Origin of the sequence: Streptomyces sp. NPDC017056, assembly GCF_044332485.1 — a bacterium.
Lineage (GTDB): Bacteria > Actinomycetota > Actinomycetes > Streptomycetales > Streptomycetaceae > Streptomyces.
The window spans coordinates 59,400-84,613 of the sequence record NZ_JBIRPD010000013.1 but is presented as its reverse complement, the minus strand read 5'-3'; the positions used below and the strand labels follow the sequence as shown (position 1 = coordinate 84,613).

The following is a 25,214-nucleotide window of genomic DNA, read 5'->3' as shown; positions in this document are numbered from 1 at the left end:
AGATCGGTTCGTGACGATCCGCGTAGGCATCAACGGATTCGGCCGCATTGGTCGCAACTACTTCCGCGCGCTCCTGGAGCAGGGCGCGGACATCGAGATCGTCGGTGTCAACGACCTGACCGACAACGCCACCCTGGTTCACCTGCTGAAGTACGACACCATCCTGGGTCGCCTGAAGCACGACGTCAGCCACACCGACGACACCATCACGGTCGGTAACCAGACCTTCAAGACGATGGCCGAGCGCGACCCGGCGGCCCTCCCCTGGGGCGAGCTGGGCGCCGACATCGTCATCGAGTCGACCGGCATCTTCACCAAGAAGGCCGACGCCGAGAAGCACATCCAGGCCGGTGCCAAGAAGGTCCTGATCTCCGCGCCCGCCAAGGGCGAGGACATCACCATCGTGATGGGCGTCAACCAGGACAAGTACGACGCGGCCAACCACCACGTCATCTCCAACGCCTCCTGCACCACCAACTGCGTGGCGCCGATGGCCAAGGTTCTCGACGAGAACTTCGGCATCGTCAAGGGCCTGATGACCACGGTGCACGCGTACACCAACGACCAGCGCATCCTGGACTTCCCGCACTCGGACCTGCGCCGTGCCCGCGCCGCCGCGGAGAACATCATCCCGACCACGACCGGTGCCGCCAAGGCCACCGCGCTGGTCCTCCCGCAGCTGGAGGGCAAGCTGGACGGCATCGCCATGCGCGTCCCGGTCCCCACCGGCTCCGTGACCGACCTGGTCATCGAGCTGGAGCGCGAGGTCACCAAGGACGAGATCAACGCCGCGTTCCAGAAGGCGTCCGAGGGCCAGCTCAAGGGCATCCTGGAGTACACCGAGGACCCGATCGTCTCCTCGGACATCGTCAACTGGCCGGCCTCCTGCACCTTCGACTCCTCCCTGACGATGGCGCAGGGCAAGAGCGTCAAGGTCATCGGCTGGTACGACAACGAGTGGGGCTACTCCAACCGTCTGGTTGACCTGACCACCTTCGTCGGTGGCCAGCTCTGACACCTGCCTCACCAAGGCCAGGGCACGTAGATGTGCGGAAGGGGCTCGTAGGGCGCACCGAAGCGCCGTACGGGCCCCCTCCCATGACCGACCTACGCAACGGAGTCACTTCGCATGAAGACGATCGACGATCTCGCCCGGGACGGGCTGTCCGGCAAGCGGGTCTTCGTCCGCGCCGACCTCAATGTGCCGCTGGACGGCACCACCATCACCGACGACGGCCGCATCCGCGCCGTCCAGCCGACGATCGCCAAGCTGGCCCAGCTCGGCGCCAAGGTGATCGTCGCCTCCCACCTGGGCCGCCCCAAGGGCGCCCCGGACCCGGCCTTCTCGCTGCGCCCCGCCGCCGAGCGGCTGGGTGAGCTGATCGGCCGCGACGTCGCGTTCGCCACCGACACGGTCGGCGAGTCCGCCCGCTCGGTGGTCGACGGGCTCGGCGAGGGCGAGGTCGCCGTCCTGGAGAACCTGCGCTTCAACCCGGGCGAGACCAGCAAGGACGACGCCGAGCGCGGCGCCTTCGCGGACCGGCTCGCGGCCCTGGCGGACGTGTACGTCGGCGACGGCTTCGGCGCCGTGCACCGCAAGCACGCCTCCGTCTACGACCTGCCGGCCCGCCTGCCGCACGCCGCTGGCGACCTGATCGCCGCCGAGGTCACCGTCCTCAAGAAGCTCACCGAGGACGTCAAGCGCCCCTACGTGGTGGTGCTCGGCGGCGCCAAGGTCTCCGACAAGCTCGCCGTCATCGACGAGCTGCTCGGCAAGGCCGACCGTCTGCTGATCGGTGGCGGTATGGCGTACACCTTCTTGAAGGCCAAGGGCTACGAGGTCGGCATCTCCCTCCTCCAGGAGGACCAGATCCCGACCGTCACCGAGTACATGGAGCGGGCCGAGAAGAACGGCGTCGAGCTGGTCCTGCCGGTCGACATCCTGGCCTCGGCCGACTTCCCCGACCTCAAGACGAAGGCCCCGGCCGACTTCGTCACGGTCGACGCCGACAGCATCCCCTCCGACAAGGAGGGTCTGGACATCGGCCCGAAGACCCGCGAGCTGTTCGCCTCGAAGATCGCCGACGCCGAGACCGTCTTCTGGAACGGCCCGGTCGGCGTCGCCGAGCACCCGGACTTCGCCGGTGGCACCACCGCCATCGCGCGGGCCCTGCTGAACTGCGACGGCTTCACCGTCGTCGGCGGCGGCGACTCGGCCGCCGCCGTGCGCTCGCTCGGCTTCGACGAGAATGCTTTCGGCCACATTTCGACCGGTGGCGGCGCCAGCCTCGAATACCTCGAAGGCAAGACGCTCCCCGGCCTCGCCGCTCTGGAGGACTGAAGAACCGTGACTGACCGTACCCCGCTGATGGCGGGCAACTGGAAGATGAACCTCAACCACCTTGAGGCCATCGCGCACGTCCAGAAGCTCGCCTTCGCGCTCGCCGACAAGGACTACGAGGCCACCGAGGTCGCGGTCCTGCCGCCCTTCACCGACCTCCGCTCGGTGCAGACGCTGGTCGACGGCGACAAGCTCAAGATCAAGTACGGCGCCCAGGACCTCTCGGCGCACGACTCCGGCGCGTACACCGGCGAGATCTCCGGCGGCATGCTCGCCAAGCTCAAGTGCAGCTACGTGGCCGTCGGCCACAGCGAGCGCCGCCAGTACCACGGCGAGAACGAAGAGATCTGCAACGCCAAGGTCAAGGCCGCCTTCAAGCACGGCATCACGCCGATCCTGTGCGTCGGCGAGGGCCTGGACGTCCGCAAGGCCGGCAACCAGGTCGCGCACACCCTCGCCCAGGTCGACGGCGGCCTCAAGGACGTACCGGCCGAGCAGGCCGAGACGATCGTCATCGCCTACGAGCCGGTGTGGGCCATCGGCACCGGCGAGGTCGCCACGCCCGAGGACGCGCAGGAGGTCTGCGGCGCGATCCGCGGCCGCCTCGCCGAGCTGTACAGCCAGGAGCTGGCCGACAAGGTCCGCATCCAGTACGGCGGCTCGGTCAAGTCCGGCAACGTCGCCGCGATCATGGCGCAGCCGGACGTGGACGGCGCCCTGGTCGGCGGTGCGGCGCTGGACGTGGACGAGTTCGTCAAGATCGTCCGCTTCCGCGACCAGTAGCAGCTATGACGACGGGCCCGGCCCGTCGTACCCTGTCGGGGCCGGGCCCGGTGCCGCGCACCGCCCGGCCCCGTACCATTCGATCTTCTTCGGTACGTCCCGTCCGCCAGTCCTAGAGAGTTGGTCCAGCCGTGGTCATCGGGTTCTCGGTAGCCCTCATCGTGTTCAGCCTGCTGCTGATGATGCTGGTGCTCATGCACAAGGGGAAGGGCGGCGGCCTGTCCGACATGTTCGGTGGCGGCATGCAGTCCTCGGTCGGCGGATCCTCCGTCGCCGAGCGGAACCTGGACCGCATCACCATCGTGATCGCCCTGCTCTGGTTCGCCTGCATCGTCGTACTCGGCGTCCTGATGAAGCTGGACAGCTGACGCACTGTCGAGGACGCGGCCTATCATGAGGGCGGCGTCCTCGGCGGGGGTGTAGTAACTCCTGTCACTGGACGCGCGTTGGGCCTTACGTAGACTGGGGCGCCTCGCAGCGCAGCTGCTGTTCGATGCTTCGCAGCACCATTACGCAGGGAGTTACAACCGTGGCAAGTGGCAACGCGATCCGAGGAAGTCGGGTCGGGGCGGGGCCGATGGGGGAGGCCGAGCGAGGCGAGTCCGCGCCGCGCATCCGCATCTCCTTCTGGTGCTCGAACGGGCACGAGACTCAGCCCAGCTTCGCCGGCGACGCGCAGATTCCGGACACCTGGGACTGCCCGCGCTGCGGCTTCCCGGCAGGCAAGGACCGGGACAACCCGCCGGACCCGCCGCGCACCGAACCGTACAAGACACACCTCGCGTACGTCCGGGAGCGCCGCAGCGACGCCGACGGCGAGGCGATCCTCGCGGAGGCGCTCGCCAAGCTGCGCGGAGAGATCTGACGGACCAGCACATGTGACGACCGGCCCGGCCGGAGGGAAACCGCCCTCCCGGCCGGGCCGTCCGCGTATCCGGCCTGCCGGCCGGGTACCGGCGAGAGGTGCTGAAACGGTTCGCCGGGGCGGCCGACAGCGGGGGGACACCTCATCCCGCACCCTGATCAATTAGGTTGGAGGATGGCGGGGCCGGTACGAGAAGAAGAAGGCTGATGTCCGAGATGAACGCAGAAGGCCGCAGCAGGCTCGACCAGATGCCTGAGTGGACCGCGCTGAACAAGCACCGGGAGCAGCTCGGGGAGGTGCACCTGCGCGAACTGTTCGACCAGGACCCGGGCCGCGCCGACCGCTACACCCTCCAGGTCGGCGACCTGCACCTGGACTACTCCAAGCACCTGGTCACCGACGAGACACTGCGCCTGCTGCGCGACCTCGCCGCGGCGACCGGCGTGGCGGAACTGCGGGACGCGATGTTCCGCGGCGAAAAGATCAACGTCACCGAGAACCGGGCCGTGCTGCACACCGCGCTGCGCGCCCCCGAATCCGCCACCATCGAGGTCGACGGCGAGAACGTCGCCCCCGCCGTGCACTCCGTACTGCGCAAGATGCAGATCTTCACCGACCGGGTGCGCTCGGGCGAGTGGAAGGGCCACACCGGAAAGCGCATCAAAACGGTCGTCAACATCGGTATCGGCGGCTCCGACCTCGGCCCGGCGATGGCGTACGAGGCGCTGCGCGCCTACACCGACCGCGACATGCAGTTCCGCTTCGTCTCCAACGTGGACGGCGCGGACCTGCACGAGGCCGTCCGCGACCTCGACCCCGCGGAAACCCTCTTCATCGTCGCCTCGAAGACCTTCACCACCATCGAGACGATCACCAACGCCACCTCCGCCCGCAACTGGCTCCTGACCGGCCTGCGCGCCGGCGAAGAGGCCGTGGCCAAGCACTTCGTCGCACTGTCGACCAACGCCGAGAAGGTCGCCGACTTCGGCATCGACACCGACAACATGTTCGAGTTCTGGGACTGGGTCGGCGGCCGCTACTCCTACGACTCCGCGATCGGCCTCTCGCTCATGATCGCGATCGGCCCGGAGCGGTTCCGCGAGATGCTGGCCGGCTTCCACCTCGTCGACGAGCACTTCCGCTGCGCGCCCGCCGAAGAGAACGTCCCGCTCCTGCTCGGCCTGCTCGGCATCTGGTACGGCAACTTCTGGGACGCCCAGTCGCACGCGGTGCTCCCGTACAGCCACTACCTGTCCAAGTTCACGGCGTACCTCCAGCAGCTCGACATGGAGTCCAACGGCAAGTCCGTGACCCGCGACGGCGACCCGGTCCACTGGCAGACCGGCCCCGTCGTCTGGGGCACCCCCGGCACGAACGGCCAGCACGCGTACTACCAGCTGCTCCACCAGGGCACGAAGATGATCCCGGCGGACTTCATCGGCTTCGCCAACCCGGTGGAAGACCTCCAGCCCGGCCTGGTGGCCCAGCACGACCTGCTCATGGCCAACCTCTTCGCCCAGGGCCAGGCCCTGGCCTTCGGCAAGACCCCCGACGAGGTACGCGCCGAAGGCGTCTCCGAGGACCTGGTCCCCCACAAGACCTTCAAGGGCAACCGCCCCAGCACCACCATCCTGGCCAAGGAACTGAGCCCGTCCGTACTGGGCCAGCTGATCGCGCTGTACGAGCACAAGGTGTTCGTCCAGGGCGCGATCTGGAACATCGACTCCTTCGACCAGTGGGGCGTGGAACTGGGCAAGGTCCTGGCCAAGCGGGTCGAGCCCGCGCTGACCGCGGGCTCGGAGGTCGAGGGCCTGGACGCCTCGACGCGGTCCCTGGTCGCCACGTACCGTTCGCTGCGAGGCCGCTGATGGCGACGGAGGAAGGCGCTCTCGGGGCCTTCCTGGACCTGCTGACCCCGGACAACCGCCAGTGGCTCCAGGCCCGGCCGGAGGCCGAGCAGCGAGAGGTGGCAGCCCGTCACCTTGCCGTCGTACAGGGCGACAAGGAACACGGCCTGGGTACGTACGACACGCACGACACCGACGTGTCGGGTGTGGCAGTGGGCGACCTCCAGGACCCAGGCCACCTCGCCAACGCGATGGTCCGCCAGGAGCGCGAGCGGAGGCCGTGACCGGCTGAGGCCCGGTGGTGGTCGGTGCAGGGCCGGGCCCTACGGACTCCGTCCTACGGTCCCGGCCCTTCCCGTACGTGTTCGGCTGTCGCGCCGGTGGCGGGGGACATCTGCCCCACCGACCGTCGGCTGTCATTCCGGCGGGAGGGGGCGGGCCGTAGGACGGAGTCCGTAGGGCCGGGCCCGTACCCGGCGGCGGAAGGGCTCCGGCGGCTGGATGAGATACGACAGCGGCCCCGCTCCCAGTAGGGAACGGGGCCGATCGTTGTACGGCGGCGTCAGGCCGACGCCGGGGGATACAACCCCCGCGGCAGCTGCGACGCAGCCGCCTCGTCCAACAGCCACAGCGTGCGGCTGCGGCCGTACGCGCCCGCTGCCGGGGCCTGGATCTCGCCGGCGCCGGAGAGCGCCATCGCCGCGGCCTTCGCCTTGTCCTCGCCCGCCGCGAGCAGCCAGACCTCCCGTGCCGCGCGGATCGCGGGGAGGGTCAGGGAGATGCGGGTGGGCGGGGGCTTGGGCGCGCCGTGGACGGCGACGACCGGGCGTTCCGTCTCGCGGACGGCCGGCAGCTCGGGGAAGAGCGACGCGACATGCGTGTCCGGGCCGACACCCAGCAGGAGGACGTCGAAGGACGGGACGGGAGCGTGGTCCTCGGGTCCCGCGGCCGCGGCCAGTTCGACCGCGTACGCTTCCGCCGCGGCGTCCGCGTCGTTGCCGTACGGGCCGTTGGACGGGGCCATCGCGTGTACCCGGGCCGGGTCCACCGGAACGCTGTCGAGCAGGGCCTCGCGGGCCTGCGTGTAGTTGCGTTCCGGGTCGCCGTCCGGCAGGAACCGTTCGTCGCCCCACCACAGGTCCAGACGGCCCCAGTCCACCGCGTCCCGGGCGGGCGCCTCGGCGAGGGCCGCGAGCAGCCCGTTGCCGTTGCGGCCGCCCGTCAGGACGACGGAGGCGGAGCCGCGGGCGGCCTGGGCGTCCACGATCTTCGTGATCAGCCGGGCTGCCGCGGCCTTGGCCATCAGGTCCTTGTCGCGGTGGACGACGACCTGCGGCGCGCTCATTCGGAGGCCGCCTTCGAGGCCGCCTTCTTGGAGGCGGACTTCTTGGCGGGGGCCTTGGGCTTGGCGTCGGACTTGGCCTCCGCCGCGTCAGCGGCACCCGCTTCCGCGGCCACCGGTTCGTCGGAGGACTCGGCCGCCTTCGCGGCCAGCGGCGTCTGTGCCCGTTCCGGCTCGCCGAGCCGGTCCACGCCGTACTTGAGCGCGGAGGCGTAGATGTCGTCCGGGTCGAGCCGGCGCAGTTCCTCGGCGAGCAGTTCGGCGGTCTCGCGCCGCTTGAGCGCGACGTTGCGGTCGGGCTGGCCCTGCATGGAGAGCGTGGCCAGCGAGCCGTCCGCGCGGTCCAGTGCGACGGGGCCGCAGTCCGTTTCCATGCGGACGGCGGTGAGGCCGGGGCCGGCCGAGAGCAGGCGCCGGACCGGTACGTTCAGCCGGTCGGCGAGCCACATGCCGAGGAGTTCGACGCTGGGGTTGAACTCCTCGCCCTCGACCTCGACCTCGGCGACCTTGCACGGGAGCTGGTCCAGTGCCGCGGCCAGCATGGAGCGCCAGGGCGTGATGCGGGCCCAGGAGAGGTCGGTGTCGCCGGGCGAGTACGCGTCGGCGCGCTCGGCGAGTTCCCTGATGGGGTTCTCGGCGGTGTACATGTCGGTGACGCGCCGCTGGGCGAGCGCGCCGAGTGGGTCGCCGGCCGCGTCCAAGGGGGCGTTCACCGGCCACCACACGACGACCGGGGCGTCCGGCAGCAGCAGCGGCAGTACCACGGACTGGGCGTGGTTGATGGCTTCGCCGTAGAGCCGCAGGACGACGGTCTCGCCGGTGCCGGCGTCCGCGCCGACGCGGACCTCGGCGTCCAGGCGGGCCTTGGCGCGGTCGCGGGGCGACCGGCTGACGCGCTTGATGACGACGAGGGTGCGCGAGGGGTGTTCGCGGGACGCTTCGTTGGCGGCCTTGAGGGCGTCGTAGGCGTTTTCCTCGTCGGTGACGATGACGAGGGTGAGCACCATGCCGATGGCGGGGGTGCCGATGGTACGACGGCCCTGGACCAGCGCCTTGTTGATCTTGCTGGCCGTGGTCTCCGTCAGATCGATCTTCATGGCCGACGCCAGCTCCGTCCGTCTCGTGCGAGCATTTCGTCCGCCTCGACCGGCCCCCAGGTCCCGGCCGGGTACTGCGCGGGCTTGCCGTGCTTGTCCCAGTACTCCTCGATCGGGTCGAGGATCCGCCAGGACTGCTCGACCTCCTCGACGCGCGGGAAGAGGTTGGCGTCACCGAGCAGTACGTCCAGGATCAGGCGCTCGTACGCCTCCGGGCTGGACTCGGTGAAGGACTCGCCGTACGCGAAGTCCATCGAGACGTCCCGGACCTCCATGGAGGTGCCGGGCACCTTCGAGCCGAACCGCATGGTGACGCCCTCGTCCGGCTGGACGCGGATGACCAGGGCGTTCTGCCCCAGTTCCTCGGTTGCGGTGTGGTCGAAGGGGGAGTGCGGCGCGCGCTGGAAGACGACCGCGATCTCCGTGACGCGGCGGCCCAGGCGCTTGCCGGTCCGCAGGTAGAAGGGGACGCCCGCCCAGCGGCGGTTGTCCACCTCCAGCTTGATCGCGGCGTAGGTGTCGGTCTTCGACTGGGGGTCGATGCCCTCTTCGTCGAGGTAGCCGACGGCCTTCTCGCCGCCCTGCCAGCCGGCGGTGTACTGGGCGCGGACCGTCTCCTTGCCGAGGTCGGCGGGGAGCCGTACGGCGCCCAGCACCTTGGTCTTCTCGGCGACCAGGGCGTCCGCGTCGAAGGAGGCGGGCTCCTCCATGGCGGTCAGCGCGAGCAGCTGGAGCAGGTGGTTCTGGATGACGTCGCGGGCGGCGCCGATGCCGTCGTAGTAGCCGGCGCGGCCGCCGATGCCGATGTCCTCGGCCATGGTGATCTGGATGTGGTCGACGTAGGACCGGTTCCAGAGCGGCTCGAAGAGGGTGTTGGCGAAGCGCAGTGCCAGGATGTTCTGGACTGTCTCCTTGCCGAGGTAGTGGTCGATCCGGAAGACCTCTTCCGGCGGGAAGACCTCGTGGACGATCCGGTTGAGCTCTTGGGCGCTCGCCAGGTCGTGGCCGAAGGGCTTCTCGATGACCGCGCGGCGCCAGGATTCCTTGCTCTGGTCGGCCAGCCCGTGCTTCTTGAGCTGCTGGACGACCTTGGGGAAGAACTTGGGCGGTACGGACAGGTAGAAGGCGAAGTTGCCTCCGGTGCCCTGTGCCTTGTCGAGTTCCTCGATGGTGGTCTTGAGGGTCTCGAAGGCTTCGTCGTCGTCGAAGTTGCCCTGGACGAACCGGCAGCCCTGCACGAGCTGCTGCCAGACCTCCTCGCGGAACGGCGTACGGGAGTGCTGCTTGACTGCCTCGTACACCTCCTGTGCGAAGTCCTGGTGTTCCCACTCGCGGCGGGCGAAGCCGATGAGGGAGAAGCCCGGCGGCAGCAGGCCGCGGTTGGCCAGGTCGTAAACGGCGGGCATCAGCTTTTTACGGGACAAATCGCCCGTGACGCCGAAGATGACCAGGCCCGACGGCCCCGCGATACGCGGGAGCCGTCGGTCTGCAGCGTCACGCAGCGGATTGCTGCTGGACAAGTTGGTCAGCCCTCCGAAGGAGCGAGGCGCTTGAGCTCCGCCTCAGTGGACTTGAGCAGGTCGTTCCAGGACGCCTCGAACTTCTCGACGCCCTCGTCCTCCAGGAGCTGCACGACGTCGTCGTACGAGATCCCGATCTTGGCGAGCGCGTCCATGTCGGCCTGCGCCTGCTCGTAGGTGCCGCGCACCGTGTCGCCGGTGATCTCACCGTGGTCGGCGGTGGCCTCCAGGGTGGCCTCCGGCATGGTGTTGACCGTGTTCGGCGCGACCAGCTCGTCGACGTACAGGGTGTCCTTGTACGCCGGGTCCTTGACGCCGGTGGAGGCCCACAGCGGGCGCTGCTTGTTGGCGTGCGCCTTCTCCAGGGCGGCCCAGCGGTCCGAGGAGAAGACCTCCTCGTACGCCTGGTAGGCCAGCCGGGCGTTGGCGAGCGCGGCCTTGCCCTTGAGGGCCTTGGCCTCGTCGGTGCCGATGCCGTCCAGGCGCTTGTCGATCTCGGTGTCCACGCGGGACACGAAGAAGGACGCCACCGAGTGGATCTTGGACAGGTCCAGGCCGGCGGCCTTGGCCTTCTCCAGGCCCTCCAGGTAGGCGGCCATCACCTCGCGGTAGCGCTCCAGCGAGAAGATCAGCGTGACGTTGACGCTGATGCCGCGGGCGATCGTCTCGGTGATCGCCGGCAGGCCCGCCTTGGAGGCCGGGATCTTGATCAGCGCGTTGGGGCGGTCCACCAGCCAGGCCAGCTGCTTGGCCTCGGCCACGGTGGCGCGGGTGTTGTGCGCCAGGCGCGGGTCGACCTCGATGGAGACCCGGCCGTCCTGCCCTTCGGTGGCGTCGAAGACCGGGCGCAGGATGTCGGCGGCGTCGCGGACGTCCGCCGTCGTGATCATGCGGATGGCTTCCTCGACGGTGACCCCGCGGGCCGCCAGGTCGGCGAGCTGGGTGTCGTAACCGTCACCCTGCGAGATCGCCTTCTGGAAGATCGACGGGTTGGTGGTGACGCCGACGACGTGCTGCTGGTCGATCAGCTCGGCCAGGTTGCCGGACGTGATCCGCTTGCGGGACAGGTCGTCCAGCCAGATCGCGACGCCTTCGTCGGAGAGGCGCTTGAGTGCGTCTGTCATGGGGATTGCATCTCCTACTAGATGGTGTACGGGCGTCAGCGCGTGGCCGCTGCGAGGGATTCCCTGGCCGCCGTGGCGACCGCGTCGGCGGTGAAGCCGAACTCGTGGAAGAGGACCTTGGCGTCCGCCGAGGCGCCGAAGTGCTCCAGCGAGACGATCCGGCCCTGCGTGCCCACGTAGCGGTGCCAGGTCAGGCCGATGCCGGCCTCGACCGCGACCCGGGCCTTGACCGTCGGCAGCAGCACGCTGTCGCGGTACCCCTGGTCCTGCTCTTCGAACCACTCGACGGACGGCATCGAGACGACGCGCGTCGGGATGCCCTCGGCCTGGAGCGCCTCGCGGGCCTCCACGGCGAGCTGCACCTCGGAGCCAGTGCCGATCAGGATGACCTGGGGCTCGCCGCCCTCGGCCTCGAACAGCACGTAGCCGCCCTTGGCCGCGGCCGGGTTCGCCTCGTACGTCGGCACGCCCTGGCGGGTGAGCGCGAGGCCGTGCGGCGCCGGCTTGCTCTGGTGGCGGCGCAGGATCTCGGCCCAGGCGGTGGCGGTCTCGTTGGCGTCGGCCGGGCGCACGATGTTCAGGCCCGGGATGGCGCGCAGCGCGGACAGGTGCTCGACCGGCTGGTGGGTCGGGCCGTCCTCGCCGAGGCCGATGGAGTCGTGCGTCCACACGTAGGTCACCGGCAGCTGCATGAGCGCGGCGAGGCGGACGGCGGGGCGCATGTAGTCGGAGAACACCAGGAAGGTGCCGCCGTAGATGCGGGTGTTGCCGTGCAGCGCGATGCCGTTCATGGTCGAGCCCATGGCGTGCTCGCGGATGCCGTAGTGGACCGTGCGGCCGTACGGGCTGGCCTCGGGCAGCGGGTTGCCCTCGGGCAGGAACGACGAGGTCTTGTCGATCGTGGTGTTGTTCGAGCCGGCGAGGTCGGCGGAGCCGCCCCACAGCTCGGGCACGACCGCGCCCAGCGCCTGGAGGATCTTGCCGGAGGCGGCGCGGGTGGCGACGCCCTTGCCGGTCTCGAAGGCGGGCAGCGCCTTCTCCCAGCCGTCCGGCAGCTCGCCCGCCTGGATGCGGTCGAAGTCGGCGGCGCGCTCGGGGTTGGCGGAGCGCCAGGCGGCGAAGGACTTCTCCCACTTCGCGTGCTCCTGGCTGCCGCGCTCCCAGGCGGCGCGGGTGTGCGCGAGCACCTCGTCGGAGACCTCGAAGGACTTCTCCGGGTCGAAGCCCAGCACCTTCTTGGTGGCCGCGACCTCTTCGTCGCCCAGCGCGGAGCCGTGCGCGGCCTCGGTGTTCTGGGCGTTCGGGGCGGGCCAGGCGATGATCGAGCGGGCCGCGATGAAGGAGGGGCGCTCGGTCTCCTCCTGGGCGGCCTTGAGGGCCTTGGCCAGGCCGACCGGGTCGAGGTCGCCGCTGGGCAGCTGCTCGACGCGCTGGACGTGCCAGCCGTACGCCTCGTAGCGCTTGATGGTGTCTTCGGAGATCGCGGTCTCGGTGTCGCCCTCGATGGAGATGTGGTTGTCGTCCCACAGCATCACGAGGTTGCCGAGCTTCTGGTGGCCGGCGAGCGAGGACGCCTCGGCCGACACGCCCTCCTGGAGGCAGCCGTCGCCGGCGATGACCCAGATGGTGTGGTCGAACGGCGAGGTGCCGGGTGCCGCGTCCGGGTCGAACAGGCCGCGCTCGTAGCGGGCGGCCATGGCCATGCCCACGGCGTTGGCGACACCCTGGCCGAGCGGTCCCGTGGTGGTCTCCACGCCGACCGTGTGCCCGTACTCCGGGTGGCCGGGGGTCTTGGAGCCCCAGGTGCGGAAGGACTTGAGGTCGTCCAGCTCCAGGCCGTAGCCGGCCAGGTAGAGCTGGATGTAGAGGGTCAGGCTGGAGTGGCCCGCGGAAAGGACGAACCGGTCGCGGCCGGTCCACTTCGCGTCGGCGGGGTCGTGCCGCATCAGCTTCTGGAAGAGGACGTACGCGGCCGGCGCGAGGCTCATGGCGGTACCCGGATGGCCGTTACCGACCTTCTGCACGGAATCCATGGCCAGAACGCGAACGGTATCGACGGCCCGCTGGTCCAGATCAGTCCACTCGAAATCTGTGGTGGTCGGCTTGGTGCTCACCCTGAGTCAGGGCTCCTCTCCACATGTCGAATGCCGGGGACGGTATGTCCGCCGGGCGTTGTCGAGCCTACCCCTGCAAGTACGTGCGTCTTTTCGACGGAGCGTCGACGGCTCGCCTGGATGAAACTCGACGCCTTAGGCAACCAAATCCGGGCGCCGGGTATTCCGCCCCGGACGGGACGGCCACCTCTCCAGACTGCCGGGCGGTGCCCGCCTTCGCCTCTCGAACGGCGTGAACGGCGCGCGGAGCGGCGGGAGCGACGCGCGGGAAGGCGGGGGTGCGACGCGCGGGAAGACGAGGGCGCGGCGCGCGCCCGGACCGTACGAAGAGCCCCGGGGTCCTCCTCAACACGACCCCACCCCCGCGAAGGCCGTCGTATGGCCAACGTCTAAAGTGGCGTGGTACGCGCAAGCCTTAACCGGGTCTTCACGGCCGGGAACGCTTGCTGGCCTTATCTTCGCGGCGCAAGCCGCTGATGTTACTTCCAGGGGTGTGCGTGACGGCCGTCGAATCCCGTCCTGCCGGGGTGCTCCCTGCGAGCCCGCAGGGTTCAGGTCACCGTCCGTTCGGGGCCCGTGTCAAGGCGTTCGTGGCGCTCACCAAGCCGCGCGTCATCGAGCTGCTGCTGATGACGACGATCCCGGTGATGTTCCTGGCGGCCGGCGGTGTCCCCGACCTCTGGCTGGTGCTGGCCACCTGCGTCGGCGGTTACCTCTCCGCGGGCGGCGCCGCCGCCTACAACATGTACATCGACCGCGACATCGACGCCCTGATGGACCGCACCTCGCAGCGGCCGCTGGTGACCGGCATGGTCTCGCCCCGCGAGTGCCTGGTCTTCGCGACCGCGCTGGCCGTCGGCTCCACCGCGTGGTTCTGGTTCCTGGTCAACCCGCTCTCGGCGATGCTCTCGCTCGGCGCGCTGCTCTTCTACGTCGTCGTCTACACGATGATCCTCAAGCGGCGCACCGCCCAGAACATCGTCTGGGGCGGCATCGCGGGCTGCATGCCGGTCTTCATCGGCTGGTCCGCGGTCACCAACACCGTCTCCTGGGCCTCGGCCGTCCTCTTCCTCGTCATCTTCTTCTGGACGCCGCCGCACTACTGGCCGCTGTCGATGAAGGCCAAGGACGACTACGAGCGGGTCGGCGTGCCGATGCTGCCGGTCATCGCGGGCAACAAGGCGGTCGCGCGGCAGATCGTCGCCTACAGCTGGGTGATGGTGCTGGTCTCGCTGCTGCTCCAGCCGCTGGGCTACACCGGCTGGTTCTACACAGTGGTGGCGGTGCTCTGCGGCGCCTTCTGGCTCAAGGAGGCGCACGGCCTCCAGGCCCGCGCCAAGGCCGGGATCACCGGCCCCAAGCTCAAGGAGATGCGGCTGTTCCACTGGTCGATCTCCTATGTGTCGCTGCTGTTCGTCGCCGTCGCCGTGGACCCGTTCCTGCGGTAGGCGCGCGTTCGCCGAGGCTTGCGCCGGGCCCGTCACGATCCGTTCGTGGCGGGCCCGCGGCGTGTGTGCGGCGTCCCGTACGGCTCGCCAGGGCGGCTCTTCCCCCGCTGATTACCGGCGGGTAGCATCCTGTCCATGGCAGACACTCAGCAGGCGGACGCGGCGGACGAGCAGGTCGAGGAGCAGGCCGGCCGGGGCCGCGCGGACAAGCGGGCCGAGCGGCGCACCGCCCGGCTGGCCAAGGAGATCGCGGCCTTCGCCGCATCGCACGGCGGCAGCGCCGAGGGCCAGCTCGCCCACATCGCCCGCGGCAGCATCCGGATCGCGCTGGTCGGCGCCGACGGCCAGTGGGGCAACCTCGTCGCCGAGACACGGGACATCGCGCGGGCCGCGGCCGAGCGGGCGGGCGTCGCACTGCACGACGAGTTCGACGGCGACCTGGCGGCCAAGGTGCGCACCGGTCCGTACGAATGGTCGCGGATGGCGGGCATCCAGGTGGGTGGCCCGGCCAACACCTGAGGCCGCGGCCGGAGCGGTCCGTTCGAACGGCCCGCGATGCCCGGCCGGGCCCGCTACCTGACGGCCCCGTCATCCGTTGAGCCCATCAGGGGCGGCGTCCGTGCCGCGCCGGGTGGGCTTTCGGCGTCGCGGGCGCCCGGGCGAGGAGGAGCGGATGGACGGGCTGCCGCCGCTCGTGGACCAGTACAGCCACGGCGCGCTCCACGGTGACCTGGGCCTCGGCGCCTTCGAGGCCCACCTCGCCGCCGCCTCCGGCGGACACGGCCCGGCGCCCGCCGGCACCACCTTCTTCGACAGCTGGACCGGCCTCGGCGTACGCCGCTGGTGCCCGCCGCTCCTGGGCCTGGAAGCGCACTGCCCGCCCGCCCGCTACCTGGCCCGCAGGCGGGAGCTGGGCGCCTACCGCGCGAGCCGCCTGCTGCTGCGCGGCACCGGCATCGGCACGTTCCTGCTGGACACCGGCGCGCCCAGCGAGCTGACGTCGGCCGGTGAACTGGCCGCCGCCGCCGGGGGCCGGGCCCACGAGGTCGTACGGCTCGAACCGCTCGCCGAACAGATCGCCGACACCTCCGGCAGCGTCGACTCCTTCATCGGCTACACGGCCGAGGCCGTGTACGCGGCCGCCCAGGAGGCCACCGCCTTCGCCTCCGGCGCCCCCTTCTGCGAGGGGCGCGCCCCCGAGGCCGGCGAGGTGCGGCGCGCGGCCGACCGGTGGCTCGGCGGCCGCAGGCCCGGGGAGCGGCTGGCGGACCCGGCGCTGCTGCGGCATCTGCTGTGGAGCGCGGTGGCCACCGGCGTGCCCGTACAGCTGCACTGCGCCGACCCCCGGCCGCTGGCGGGCTTCCTGCGGGCCACCACCGGGATCGGTACGGACCTGGTGCTGCTGACCGGGTCACCGCACCACCGGCGCGCGGCGCAGCTGGCCGCGGTCCACCCGCACGTCTACACGGACGCCGGGCCGTGCCCCGAGGAGACGCTCGCCCAGGCCCCCTTCGGCAAGCTGCTGTTCTCCACGGGGGCGCGGGCGCTGCCCGAGCTGTACGTGACCGGTGCGCGGTTCTTCGTACGGGCCGTGGGGCGGGTCGTGGGGGAGTGGGCCGAGGAGGGCCTGTGCACGGCGGCGGACGCGCGGCGGATCACCGAGATGATCACGTCCGGGACCGCGCGCCGCGTCTACCGGCTGGAGGCGCCGGCGGCCGGCTGAGACTCGGCGGCTTCCGCGGCGGGGGCGGGCACCTCGGCCCCGGGAGCGGGCGTCTCGCCCGCACCGGCCGGCGCGGGACCCCGGTCGCGCAGCGCCAGGTAGATCCGCAGCACGCAGATCCACACCAGCGTCGAGACCAGCATGTGCAGGCCGACGACGATCTCCGGCAGGCCCGCGAAGTACTGGATGTAGCCGATGACGCCCTGGAGCACGATGCAGCCGAACAGCTCCAGCATCATGCGGCGCGGCGCGGCCGGAGCCTTGACGGCGCGCAGCGTGAACCACAGGGCGACGGACAGGCCGACGACGATGTAGACGAAGTCGACGTGCAGCTGGGTGATCTCGTGCCAGTCCACCGGGATGCGGTGGACCTTCTTGGCGTCGCCCGCGTGCGGGCCGGCGCCGGTGACGACCGTGCCGATGACGGTGAGCACGCCGGTCGCCAGGACCAGCAGCCCGGCGAGCTGGCGCACCGGCCGGGCGACCAGGTCGCGCGGCTCCTCGTCGCCCTCGGCGGCGCGCCGCCAGGCCAGCACGGAGACCGTGAGCAGGGCGGTGGTGAGGAGGAAGTGCGCGGCGACCAGGTACGGGTTCAGGCCGGTCAGGACGACGATGCCGCCCCAGACGGCGTTGCCCATGACGATCCAGAACATCGCCCAGCCGAGGCGGGTGAGCGAGCGGCGCCGGGGCGCGCGCGCCCGGGCCGCGATGATGAACACGCCGATGAACGCGCACAGCACGTACGTCAGCAGCCGGTTGCCGAACTCGATGAGGCCGTTGATGCCCATCGCGGAGGTCGGCGTCAGGCTGTCCGGGGTGCACTTGGGCCAGGTCGAGCAGCCCAGGCCGGACTGGGTGAGCCGGACGGCGCCGCCGGTCACGACGATGACGACGGACATCACGACGGTGGCCAGCGCGGCCCGCCGTACGAAGGCGGCGGTCGGCTGCCAGCGGCGCGCGATCAGCTCAAAGGGGTTCCACGTGTTCGGCACGCAGCCATCGTAGGCGGCGGCTTGTGCAAAGTTTCACGAGGGGGTGGGCAACGCGCGGGCCGTTTGCGTCACCGCAGGTCACGGCTACTCCCAGCGGAAGAACTTGGCAGCGGCGCCCAGCCCGAGCACCGCCCACACGGCGAGGATGCCGAGGTCGCCCCAGGGCATGCCGGCGCCGTGCTGGAGGACGTCCCGCAGGCCGTCCGAGAGCGCGGAGATCGGCAGCAGCCCGAGCACCGACTGCGCCGCGTCCGGGAACTTGTCGAGCGGCACGATCACCCCGCCGCCCACCAGCAGCAGCAGGAAGACGAGGTTGGCCCCCGCCAGCGTCGCCTCCGCCTTGAGCGTGCCCGCCATCAGCAGGCCGAGGCCCGAGAACGCCGCCGTACCCAGGACCAGCAGCAGCACCACCGACAGCGGGTTGCCGTGCGGGGACCAGCCCAGCACGAACGCGATCACCGTCAGCAGCACGATCTGGAGGACCTCGGTGACCAGCACCGAACAGGTCTTGGCCGTCATCAGCGCCCAGCGGGGCAGCGGGGAGGCGGCCAGCCGCTTGAGGACCCCGTAGCGGCGTTCGAAGCCGGTGGCGATGGCCTGCCCGGTGAAGGCGGTGGACATCACGGCGAGCGCCAGGATGCCCGGGGTGAGGAAGTCGACCGCCTTGCCCGCGCCCGTGTCGACGATGTCGACGGCGGAGAACAGCACCAGCAGCAGCGTCGGGATGACGACGGTCAGCAGCAGCTGCTCGCCGTTGCGCAGCAGCATCTTGGTTTCGAGGAGGGCCTGCGCGCGGATCATCCGGGGGAGCGGCGCCGCGCCGGGCCGCGGGGCGAAGGTGCCGGCGGCGCCGGCCCGGTCCGTCGTGCCGGTGGCGGTCATGAACGCAGCTCCTTGCCGGTCAGTTCGAGGAAGACGTCCTCCAGGGTGTGCCGCTCGACCGCGATGGCGTCCGGCAGTACGCCGTGCTGCGCGCACCAGGAGGCGACGGTCGCCAGCAGCTGCGGGTCGATCTTCCCGGTCACCCGGTACGTGCCGGGCGTCAGCTCGGCCGCGGCGCTCTCCGCCGGCAGCGCCTTGAGGAGCGCGCCTAGGTCGAGGCCGGGGCGGCCGGTGAAGCGCAGGGTGTTCTCGGCGCCGCCCTTGCACAGCTCCTCGGGGCTGCCCTGGGCGATCACCCGGCCGCCGTCGACGATCGCGACGTCGTCGGCGAGCTGCTCGGCCTCGTCCATGAAGTGGGTGGTCAGTACGGTGCTGACGCCGTCGGCGCGCAGTTCCCTCACGAGGTCCCAGGTGGCGTGCCGGGCCTGCGGGTCGAGACCGGCCGTCGGCTCGTCCAGGAAGACCAGCTCTGGGCGGCCCACGACGGCCATGGCGAGCGCGAGCCGCTGCTGCTGCCCGCCGGACAGCCGCCGGTAGCTCGTCCGGCCGCAGCTGCCCAGGCCCAGCCGGTCGATGAGCAGGTCCACGTCCACGGGGTGCGCGTGCAGGCTCGCGGTGTGCCGCAGCATCTCCTCCGCACGGGCGCCCGCGTAGACGCCCCCTGACTGGAGCATGACGCCGATACGGGGGCGTAGCGCCGCCGCGTCGGCCACCGGGTCCAGGCCCAGGACGCGGACGGTGCCCGCGTCGGGGCGGCGGTAGCCCTCGCAGATCTCGACGGTGGTGGTCTTCCCGGCGCCGTTGGGGCCGAGGACGGCGGTCACCGAGCCCGCCGCGACCCTGAGGTCGAGGCCGTCGACCGCGGTCTTGGTCCCGTACCGCTTGACCAGGCCGGTGACTTCGACGGCAGGCGGACGGCCGGGGGCCCGGGGGGTGTCCCCGGAGGAGGCGCTGCGCATGACCGGCAGTCTACGAAGCGCGCGGGGTACGGCGGGCGCGGGGGCGAAAAGGGACGGACTCCCTCGGCTGGGGGGACCGCGGTGGTCCGGGGATTCCGTGCGGGACGTGGATCTCCGCCGCTCCGGCTTCGGGCGCACGCCGGACCGGTCGGACACGCCAGCCGCCCCAAAAACCGCAGGTCGGTTAGGGTGTGGCCGCTTTCCCGCGCCCCCTGGGCGGCGCACCAATTAGGTGACCCTAAGTGATCGAGGCCACCAGTCCGTGATCCGGTCGAGGGTTGTCTCGGCTTGAGGAATTACGCAACAATGGCGTTGTGAAATACGCGAGCGAGGACCAGGAAGGCACCGCGGCCCGCCCGGCCGGCGGGCCGGACCGCCCCGCGCCCGCGAGGGCCGCGCGGGCCGTCTCCGGCGCCGCCCCGGCCCACGACGAGCAGCAGGGCACGCGCAACCGCGTCGCGCGCTCCATCCTCGACCACGGTCCGTCCACCGCGGCCGAGCTGGCCCTGCGGCTGGAGCTCACCCAGGCGGCCGTCCGCCGCCACCTCGACACCCTCGTCGCGGAGAACGTCGTCGAGCCCCGCGAGAAGCGCGTCTACGGCGCGCGCACCCGCGGCCGCCCGGCCAAGGTCTTCGCGCTCACCGACTGCGGCCGGGACGCCTTCGACCAGTCCTACGACCAGCTCGCCGCCGACGCGCTGCGCTGGATCGCGGAGAGCGCCGGCGGCGGCGAGCTGGGCGAGGCGGCGGTCGCGGCGTTCGCCCGCGCCCGGTTCGCGGCGCTGGCCGAGAGCTACCGCGCGGCCGTCCAGGCCGCCCGCCCCGAGGGCCGCACACAGGCGCTTGCCGAGGCATTGACCGCGGACGGGTACGCTGCTACGGCGCGCAGCGCGCCCAGTCATCAGCTAGGTGAGCAGCTCTGCCAGCACCACTGCCCGGTCGCCCACGTCGCCGAGCAGTTCCCGCAGCTGTGCGAGGCGGAGACCGAGGTCTTCTCCCGCCTGCTGGGGACCCACGTGCAACGTCTTGCCACCATCGCCCACGGCGACGGTGTCTGCACGACCTTCGTCCCCAAGGGCCGCGAGGCCGGCAAGACCGCCCACAGCACCACCAAGACCACCAACGCTTCTGCAAGCACGGCCGGGAGGAACCCCGCATGACTCTCCCCACGGAGACTGCTCACCCTGAGCTTGAGGGCCTGGGCACGTACGAATACGGCTGGGCCGACTCCGACGTGGCCGGCGCTTCCGCCAAGCGCGGCCTGTCCGAGGACGTCGTCCGCGACATCTCGGCGAAGAAGAACGAGCCCGAGTGGATGCTCAAGCTCCGCCTCAAGGGCCTCAAGCTCTTCGGCAAGAAGCCCATGCCGAACTGGGGCTCGGACCTGTCGGGCATCGACTTCGACAACATCAAGTACTTCGTGCGCTCCACGGAGCAGCAGGCCGCCTCCTGGGAGGACCTGCCCGAGGACATCAAGAACACGTACGACAAGCTCGGCATCCCGGAGGCGGAGAAGCAGCGCCTGGTCGCCGGTGTCGCCGCGCAGTACGAGTCCGAGGTCGTCTACCACCAGATCCGCGAGGACCTGGAGGCGCAGGGCGTGATCTTCCTGGACACCGACACGGCGCTCAAGGAGCACCCGGAGCTGTTCCAGGAGTACTTCGGCACGGTCATCCCGGTCGGCGACAACAAGTTCGCCTCGCTGAACAGCGCGGTGTGGTCCGGCGGCTCGTTCATCTACGTGCCCAAGGGCGTCCACGTGGACATCCCGCTGCAGGCCTACTTCCGGATCAACACCGAGAACATGGGCCAGTTCGAGCGGACGCTGATCATCGTCGACGAGGACGCCTACGTCCACTACGTCGAGGGCTGCACCGCCCCGATCTACAAGTCCGACTCGCTGCACTCCGCGGTCGTCGAGATCGTCGTCAAGAAGGGCGGCCGCTGCCGCTACACGACGATCCAGAACTGGTCGAACAACGTCTACAACCTGGTCACCAAGCGCGCCGTCGCCTACGAGGGCGCGACCATGGAGTGGGTCGACGGCAACATCGGCTCCAAGGTGACGATGAAGTACCCGGCCGTCTACCTGATGGGCGAGCACGCCAAGGGCGAGACCCTGTCCATCGCCTTCGCGGGCGAGGGCCAGCACCAGGACGCGGGCGCCAAGATGGTCCACATGGCCCCGCACACCTCGTCCAACATCGTCTCCAAGTCGGTGGCGCGGGCCGGCGGCCGGACGTCCTACCGCGGTCTCATCGAGATCGGCGAGGGCGCCGAGGGCGCCAAGTCCAACGTGCTCTGCGACGCCCTGCTGGTGGACACCATCTCCCGCTCGGACACCTACCCCTACGTGGACGTCCGCGAGGACGACGTGTCCATGGGCCACGAGGCGACCGTCTCCAAGGTCAGCGACGACCAGCTCTTCTACCTGATGGCGCGCGGCCTGTCCGAGGACGAGGCCATGGCGATGATCGTGCGCGGCTTCGTCGAGCCGATCGCCCGCGAGCTGCCGATGGAGTACGCGCTGGAGCTGAACCGGCTGATCGAGCTGCAGATGGAAGGCGCGGTCGGCTGACGCCACCGCACGCAGCGACTGAATTCTCACGAGGAAGAGAGCACGACGACAGCCATGGCTGAGGCTCAGACAATCCCGGCGGGGTCCACGACCACCGGTTCGATCGCGGTGGCCGCCGAGTCCACCGTCGCCACCCGGATGAGCGCCCCGCCGTCCTACGACGTGGCCGACTTCCCGGTACCGCACGGCCGCGAGGAGGAGTGGCGCTTCACGCCCCTCGCGCGCTTGAAGGGCCTGCACGACGGCACCGCCGTCGCGTCCGGCGCCGACTTGAAGATCGACATCAAGGCGCCCGAGGGCGTCACCCACGAGCTCGTCGACCGCGCCGACCCCCGCGTCGGCAAGGCCGGCAAGCCGGTCGACCGGGTCGCCGCCCAGGCGTACAGCTCCTTCGAGAAGGCATCGGTCGTCTCGGTGCCCAAGGACACGGTGCTGACCGAGCCGATCCGCATCGCCGTGCACGGCGAGGGCGGTACGGCCTTCGGCCACCAGGTCGTCGAGCTGGGCGCGTTCGCCGAGGCCGTCGTCGTCATCGACCACACCGGTGACGCCACGCTCGCCGCCAACGTCGACTACCTGATCGGCGACGGCGCCAAGCTGACCGTCGTCTCGGTGCAGGACTGGGACGACACCGCCGTCCACGTCGGCCAGCACAACGCGCTGGTCGGCCGGGACGCCTCGTTCAAGTCCGTGGTCGTCACCTTCGGCGGCGACCTGGTCCGGCTGCACCCGCGCGTGACGTACGCCGCCACCGGCGGCGAGGCCGAGTTCTACGGCCTGTACTTCACCGACAACGGCCAGCACCAGGAGCACCGTCTCTTCGTCGACCACGAGGCGGCAAACTGCCGCTCCAACGTCGTCTACAAGGGCGCCCTCCAGGGCCAGGACGCGCACGCCGTCTGGATCGGCGACGTCCTCATCCGCGCCGCCGCCACCGGCACGGACACCTACGAGCTGAACCGCAACCTCGTGCTGACCGACGGCGCGCGGGTCGACTCGGTGCCCAACCTGGAGATCGAGACCGGCGAGATCGTCGGCGCCGGCCACGCCTCGGCGACCGGCCGCTTCGACGACGAGCAGCTGTTCTACCTGATGGCCCGCGGCATCCCGGCCGACGAGGCCCGCCGCCTGGTCGTCCGCGGCTTCTTCGCCGAGCTCGTCCAGCAGATCGGCCTGCCGGACGTGGAAGAGCGCCTGATCACCAAGATCGAGGCCGAGCTGGAAGCGTCCGTGGCATGAGCCCGGCCTACGTACGTGCCTGCGGGCTGTCCGAGCTGGAGGAGGACAGCCCCAAGCGGGTCGAACTCGACGGCGTACCGGTCTCGCTCGTCCGTACCGAGGGCGAGGTGTTCGCGATCAACGACATCTGCTCGCACGCGAACGTCTCCCTGTCCGAGGGCGAGGTGGAGGACTGTGCGATCGAGTGCTGGCTGCACGGCTCCAGCTTCGACCTGCGCACCGGCAAGCCGTCCGGCCTCCCCGCGACGCAGCCCGTCCCCGTATACCCCGTAAAGATCGAAGGAGAGGGCCCGGACGCTTCCGTGCTCGTCTCCGTCACCCAGGAGTCCTGAGTCCCCATGGCAACGCTTGAGATCCACGACCTGCACGTCTCCGTCGAAGCCGAGAACGGCTCGCGCGAGATCCTGAAGGGCGTCGACCTGACCGTGAAGCAGGGCGAGACGCACGCCATCATGGGCCCCAACGGCTCCGGCAAGTCCACCCTCGCCTACTCGCTGGCGGGTCACCCCAAGTACACGATCACCGGCGGCACCGTCACCCTCGACGGCGAGGACGTCCTGGAGATGTCCGTCGACGAGCGCGCCCGCGCCGGCGTCTTCCTCGCCATGCAGTACCCGGTCGAGGTCCCCGGCGTCTCGGTCTCCAACTTCCTGCGCACCTCGGCCACCGCCATCCGCGGCGAGGCCCCCAAGCTGCGTACGTGGGTCAAGGAGGTCAAGGAGGCCATGGAGCGGCTGTCCATGGACCCGGCCTTCGCCGAGCGCAACGTCAACGAGGGCTTCTCCGGCGGTGAGAAGAAGCGCCACGAGATCCTCCAGCTGGAGCTGCTCAAGCCGAAGATCGCGATCCTCGACGAGACCGACTCCGGCCTGGACGTCGACGCGCTGCGGATCGTCTCCGAGGGCGTCAACCGCGTCCGCGAGTCCGGTGACGTGGGCACCCTGCTGATCACCCACTACACCCGGATCCTCCGCTACATCAAGCCCGACCACGTGCACGTCTTCGCCAACGGCCGGATCGCCGAGTCCGGCGGCCCGGAGCTGGCGGACAAGCTGGAGGCCGAGGGCTACGAGGCGTACGTGAAGGGTGGCGCAACCGCGTGACAAAGCTGCCGGGCCTCCTCGACACAGAGGCGATCCGCAAGGACTTCCCCATCCTGGACCGACGGATCCACGACGGGAAGAAGGTCGTGTATCTGGACAACGCGGCGACCTCCCAGAAGCCCCGCCAGGTGCTCGACGCACTGAACGGGTACTACGAGCGCTACAACGCCAACGTCCACCGCGGCGTGCACGTGCTCGCCGAGGAGGCCACGGCGCTGTACGAGGGCGCGCGCGACAAGGTCGCCGCGTTCGTCAACGCGCCGAGCCGCGACGAGGTGATCTTCACCAAGAACGCCTCCGAGTCGCTCAACCTCGTGGCGAACATGCTCGGCTGGGCCGACGAGCCGTACCGCGTCGACCAGGACACCGAGATCGTCATCACGGAGATGGAGCACCACTCCAACATCGTCCCGTGGCAGCTGCTCTCGCAGCGCACCGGCGCGAAGCTCAAGTGGTTCGGGCTGACCGACGACGGCCGGCTCGACCTGGACACGATCGACGAGGTCATCACCGACCGCACGAAGATCGTCTCCTTCACGCTCGTCTCCAACCTCATGGGCACCGTCAACCCGGTCGAGGCGATCATCCGCCGCGCCCAGGAGGTCGGCGCGCTGGTCTGCATCGACGCCTCGCAGGCAGCCCCGCACATGCCGCTGGACGTCCAGGCGCTCCAGGCGGACTTCGTGGCCTTCACCGGCCACAAGATGTGCGGCCCGACGGGTATCGGCGTCCTGTGGGGCCGCCAGGAACTCCTGGAGGACCTGCCCCCGTTCCTCGGCGGCGGCGAAATGATCGAGACGGTGTCCATGCACTCCTCGACCTACGCCCCCGCGCCGCACAAGTTCGAGGCGGGCACGCCCCCGATCGCGCAGGCCGTCGGCCTCGGCGCGGCCGTGGACTACCTCACCTCGATCGGCATGGAGAACATCGCCGCGCACGAGCACGCGATGACCGAGTACGCCGTCAAGCGGCTGCTGGAGGTCCCCGACCTGCGCATCATCGGCCCCTCCACGGCCGAGGACCGCGGCGCGACGATCTCCTTCACGCTCGGCGACATCCACCCCCACGACGTGGGCCAGGTGCTCGACGAGCAGGGCATCGCGGTCCGGGTCGGCCACCACTGCGCGCGGCCGGTCTGCCTGCGCTACGGAATTCCCGCGACCACGCGAGCGTCTTTCTATCTGTACTCCACTCCGGCCGAGGTCGACGCCCTCGTCGAGGGGCTGGAGCACGTCCGCAACTTCTTCGGATGAGGAC

24 protein-coding genes are annotated in these 25,214 nt (G+C 70.4%); 16 read left to right on the top strand and 8 right to left on the bottom strand.

Annotation, left to right across the window (positions count from 1 at the left end):
• The first annotated feature begins 10 nt into the window (after window positions 1-10).
• The 7 genes from gap (at window position 11) to ACH4OW_RS24170 (ending at window position 6,120) form a co-directional block, all read left to right on the top strand.
• Window positions 11-1,015, top strand: a complete 1,005-nt coding sequence (gene gap / locus ACH4OW_RS24200; protein WP_398029991.1) for a type I glyceraldehyde-3-phosphate dehydrogenase — start codon at window positions 11-13, stop codon at window positions 1,013-1,015.
• A 114-nt stretch (window positions 1,016-1,129) separates the two neighbouring features.
• On the top strand, window positions 1,130-2,341 hold the full coding sequence (locus ACH4OW_RS24195) for a phosphoglycerate kinase (RefSeq protein WP_398029990.1): 1,212 nt from the start codon (window positions 1,130-1,132) through the stop codon (window positions 2,339-2,341).
• Window positions 2,342-2,347: 6 nt separating this feature from the next.
• A complete protein-coding gene (gene tpiA, locus ACH4OW_RS24190; RefSeq protein WP_031007116.1) occupies window positions 2,348-3,124 on the top strand; it encodes a triose-phosphate isomerase in 777 nt (258 codons plus the stop codon).
• Between the two features lie 131 nt (window positions 3,125-3,255).
• On the top strand, window positions 3,256-3,492 hold the full coding sequence (gene secG, locus ACH4OW_RS24185) for a preprotein translocase subunit SecG (RefSeq protein WP_003986537.1): 237 nt from the start codon (window positions 3,256-3,258) through the stop codon (window positions 3,490-3,492).
• Between the two features lie 161 nt (window positions 3,493-3,653).
• Window positions 3,654-3,989, top strand: a complete 336-nt coding sequence (locus ACH4OW_RS24180) for an RNA polymerase-binding protein RbpA (RefSeq protein WP_003986538.1) — start codon at window positions 3,654-3,656, stop codon at window positions 3,987-3,989.
• A 215-nt stretch (window positions 3,990-4,204) separates the two neighbouring features.
• Window positions 4,205-5,857: a glucose-6-phosphate isomerase gene (gene pgi / locus ACH4OW_RS24175; RefSeq protein WP_398030079.1), complete on the top strand. Its 1,653-nt coding sequence runs from the start codon at window positions 4,205-4,207 to the stop codon at window positions 5,855-5,857.
• Entirely contained in the window at window positions 5,857-6,120 is a 264-nt protein-coding gene (locus ACH4OW_RS24170) for a hypothetical protein (protein ID WP_360126580.1), read from the top strand. The genes pgi and ACH4OW_RS24170 overlap by 1 nt, the downstream gene beginning before the upstream one ends.
• Before the next feature lie 278 nt (window positions 6,121-6,398).
• On the opposite strand, the gene pgl is transcribed toward ACH4OW_RS24170, so the two are convergent.
• The 5 genes from pgl to tkt are packed head-to-tail and all read right to left on the bottom strand — an operon-like array spanning window position 6,399 to window position 13,033.
• Window positions 6,399-7,181 carry a 6-phosphogluconolactonase gene (pgl, locus tag ACH4OW_RS24165; protein WP_360126577.1) on the bottom strand — a complete coding sequence of 261 codons (783 nt, stop codon included), beginning with the start codon at window positions 7,179-7,181 and terminating at the stop codon, window positions 6,399-6,401.
• The gene (gene opcA, locus ACH4OW_RS24160; RefSeq protein ID WP_398029989.1) at window positions 7,178-8,275 is read right to left on the bottom strand and encodes a glucose-6-phosphate dehydrogenase assembly protein OpcA; all 1,098 of its coding nucleotides are present in this window, start codon (window positions 8,273-8,275) and stop codon (window positions 7,178-7,180) included. Before opcA ends, pgl begins: the two co-directional genes overlap by 4 nt.
• On the bottom strand, window positions 8,272-9,795 hold the full coding sequence (gene zwf / locus ACH4OW_RS24155) for a glucose-6-phosphate dehydrogenase (RefSeq protein WP_398029988.1): 1,524 nt from the start codon (window positions 9,793-9,795) through the stop codon (window positions 8,272-8,274). The genes opcA and zwf overlap by 4 nt, the downstream gene beginning before the upstream one ends.
• 5 nt (window positions 9,796-9,800) lie before the next feature.
• Complete coding sequence (gene tal / locus ACH4OW_RS24150; protein ID WP_398029987.1) at window positions 9,801-10,919, bottom strand: transaldolase; 1,119 nt, start codon at window positions 10,917-10,919, stop codon at window positions 9,801-9,803.
• A gap of 35 nt (window positions 10,920-10,954) precedes the next feature.
• On the bottom strand, window positions 10,955-13,033 hold the full coding sequence (gene tkt, locus ACH4OW_RS24145) for a transketolase (protein WP_360126568.1): 2,079 nt from the start codon (window positions 13,031-13,033) through the stop codon (window positions 10,955-10,957).
• 497 nt (window positions 13,034-13,530) lie between these two features.
• On the opposite strand from tkt, the gene ACH4OW_RS24140 reads away from it, so the two are divergent.
• The 3 genes from ACH4OW_RS24140 to ACH4OW_RS24130 all read left to right on the top strand — a co-directional run bounded on the left by ACH4OW_RS24140 (window position 13,531) and on the right by ACH4OW_RS24130 (window position 16,204).
• The gene (locus ACH4OW_RS24140; RefSeq protein WP_360126566.1) at window positions 13,531-14,481 is read left to right on the top strand and encodes a heme o synthase; all 951 of its coding nucleotides are present in this window, start codon (window positions 13,531-13,533) and stop codon (window positions 14,479-14,481) included.
• Between the two features lie 135 nt (window positions 14,482-14,616).
• A complete protein-coding gene (locus ACH4OW_RS24135) occupies window positions 14,617-15,000 on the top strand; it encodes a hypothetical protein (protein WP_398029986.1) in 384 nt (127 codons plus the stop codon).
• Window positions 15,001-15,154: 154 nt separating this feature from the next.
• Entirely contained in the window at window positions 15,155-16,204 is a 1,050-nt protein-coding gene (locus tag ACH4OW_RS24130) for an amidohydrolase (protein ID WP_398029985.1), read from the top strand.
• Here the strand turns inward: ACH4OW_RS24130 and ACH4OW_RS24125 are convergent.
• The 3 genes from ACH4OW_RS24125 to ACH4OW_RS24115 form a co-directional block, all read right to left on the bottom strand.
• Entirely contained in the window at window positions 16,174-17,196 is a 1,023-nt protein-coding gene (locus tag ACH4OW_RS24125) for a heme A synthase (protein ID WP_398029984.1), read from the bottom strand. The genes ACH4OW_RS24130 and ACH4OW_RS24125 overlap by 31 nt on opposite strands.
• Before the next feature lie 84 nt (window positions 17,197-17,280).
• Window positions 17,281-18,078 carry an ABC transporter permease gene (locus ACH4OW_RS24120; RefSeq protein ID WP_360126554.1) on the bottom strand — a complete coding sequence of 266 codons (798 nt, stop codon included), beginning with the start codon at window positions 18,076-18,078 and terminating at the stop codon, window positions 17,281-17,283.
• Window positions 18,075-19,037 (bottom strand): ABC transporter ATP-binding protein, encoded by a 963-nt coding sequence (locus tag ACH4OW_RS24115; protein ID WP_398029983.1) that lies wholly within the window; start codon window positions 19,035-19,037, stop codon window positions 18,075-18,077. The genes ACH4OW_RS24120 and ACH4OW_RS24115 overlap by 4 nt, the downstream gene beginning before the upstream one ends.
• Before the next feature lie 314 nt (window positions 19,038-19,351).
• On the opposite strand from ACH4OW_RS24115, the gene ACH4OW_RS24110 reads away from it, so the two are divergent.
• From ACH4OW_RS24110 to ACH4OW_RS24085, 6 genes are read left to right on the top strand one after another with little or no spacing between them, the layout of a single operon-like run.
• A complete protein-coding gene (locus ACH4OW_RS24110) occupies window positions 19,352-20,197 on the top strand; it encodes an ArsR family transcriptional regulator (RefSeq protein WP_360126548.1) in 846 nt (281 codons plus the stop codon).
• Window positions 20,194-21,615 carry a Fe-S cluster assembly protein SufB gene (sufB, locus tag ACH4OW_RS24105; protein WP_360126545.1) on the top strand — a complete coding sequence of 474 codons (1,422 nt, stop codon included), beginning with the start codon at window positions 20,194-20,196 and terminating at the stop codon, window positions 21,613-21,615. The genes ACH4OW_RS24110 and sufB overlap by 4 nt, the downstream gene beginning before the upstream one ends.
• 54 nt (window positions 21,616-21,669) lie before the next feature.
• Complete coding sequence (gene sufD, locus ACH4OW_RS24100) at window positions 21,670-22,854, top strand: Fe-S cluster assembly protein SufD (RefSeq protein WP_360126542.1); 1,185 nt, start codon at window positions 21,670-21,672, stop codon at window positions 22,852-22,854.
• Complete coding sequence (locus ACH4OW_RS24095; protein ID WP_360126539.1) at window positions 22,851-23,186, top strand: non-heme iron oxygenase ferredoxin subunit; 336 nt, start codon at window positions 22,851-22,853, stop codon at window positions 23,184-23,186. Before sufD ends, ACH4OW_RS24095 begins: the two co-directional genes overlap by 4 nt.
• Before the next feature lie 6 nt (window positions 23,187-23,192).
• On the top strand, window positions 23,193-23,957 hold the full coding sequence (gene sufC / locus ACH4OW_RS24090; RefSeq protein WP_003983958.1) for a Fe-S cluster assembly ATPase SufC: 765 nt from the start codon (window positions 23,193-23,195) through the stop codon (window positions 23,955-23,957).
• The gene (locus tag ACH4OW_RS24085) at window positions 23,954-25,210 is read left to right on the top strand and encodes a cysteine desulfurase (RefSeq protein WP_360126536.1); all 1,257 of its coding nucleotides are present in this window, start codon (window positions 23,954-23,956) and stop codon (window positions 25,208-25,210) included. Before sufC ends, ACH4OW_RS24085 begins: the two co-directional genes overlap by 4 nt.
• The last annotated feature ends 4 nt before the right edge of the window (window positions 25,211-25,214 follow it).

Coding starts and splice junctions, on each gene's coding strand:
- ACH4OW_RS24195 (WP_398029990.1), top strand. CDS start 1,130: ATGAAGACGATCGACGATCTCGCCCGGGACGGGCTGTCCGGCAAGCGG.
- pgi (WP_398030079.1), top strand. CDS start 4,205: ATGAACGCAGAAGGCCGCAGCAGGCTCGACCAGATGCCTGAGTGGACC.
- ACH4OW_RS24170 (WP_360126580.1), top strand. CDS start 5,857: ATGGCGACGGAGGAAGGCGCTCTCGGGGCCTTCCTGGACCTGCTGACC.
- pgl (WP_360126577.1), bottom strand. CDS start 7,181: ATGAGCGCGCCGCAGGTCGTCGTCCACCGCGACAAGGACCTGATGGCC.
- opcA (WP_398029989.1), bottom strand. CDS start 8,275: ATGAAGATCGATCTGACGGAGACCACGGCCAGCAAGATCAACAAGGCG.
- tal (WP_398029987.1), bottom strand. CDS start 10,919: ATGACAGACGCACTCAAGCGCCTCTCCGACGAAGGCGTCGCGATCTGG.
- ACH4OW_RS24135 (WP_398029986.1), top strand. CDS start 14,617: ATGGCAGACACTCAGCAGGCGGACGCGGCGGACGAGCAGGTCGAGGAG.
- ACH4OW_RS24130 (WP_398029985.1), top strand. CDS start 15,155: ATGGACGGGCTGCCGCCGCTCGTGGACCAGTACAGCCACGGCGCGCTC.
- ACH4OW_RS24120 (WP_360126554.1), bottom strand. CDS start 18,078: ATGACCGCCACCGGCACGACGGACCGGGCCGGCGCCGCCGGCACCTTC.
- ACH4OW_RS24115 (WP_398029983.1), bottom strand. CDS start 19,037: ATGCGCAGCGCCTCCTCCGGGGACACCCCCCGGGCCCCCGGCCGTCCG.
- sufB (WP_360126545.1), top strand. CDS start 20,194: ATGACTCTCCCCACGGAGACTGCTCACCCTGAGCTTGAGGGCCTGGGC.
- sufD (WP_360126542.1), top strand. CDS start 21,670: ATGGCTGAGGCTCAGACAATCCCGGCGGGGTCCACGACCACCGGTTCG.
- ACH4OW_RS24095 (WP_360126539.1), top strand. CDS start 22,851: ATGAGCCCGGCCTACGTACGTGCCTGCGGGCTGTCCGAGCTGGAGGAG.
- sufC (WP_003983958.1), top strand. CDS start 23,193: ATGGCAACGCTTGAGATCCACGACCTGCACGTCTCCGTCGAAGCCGAG.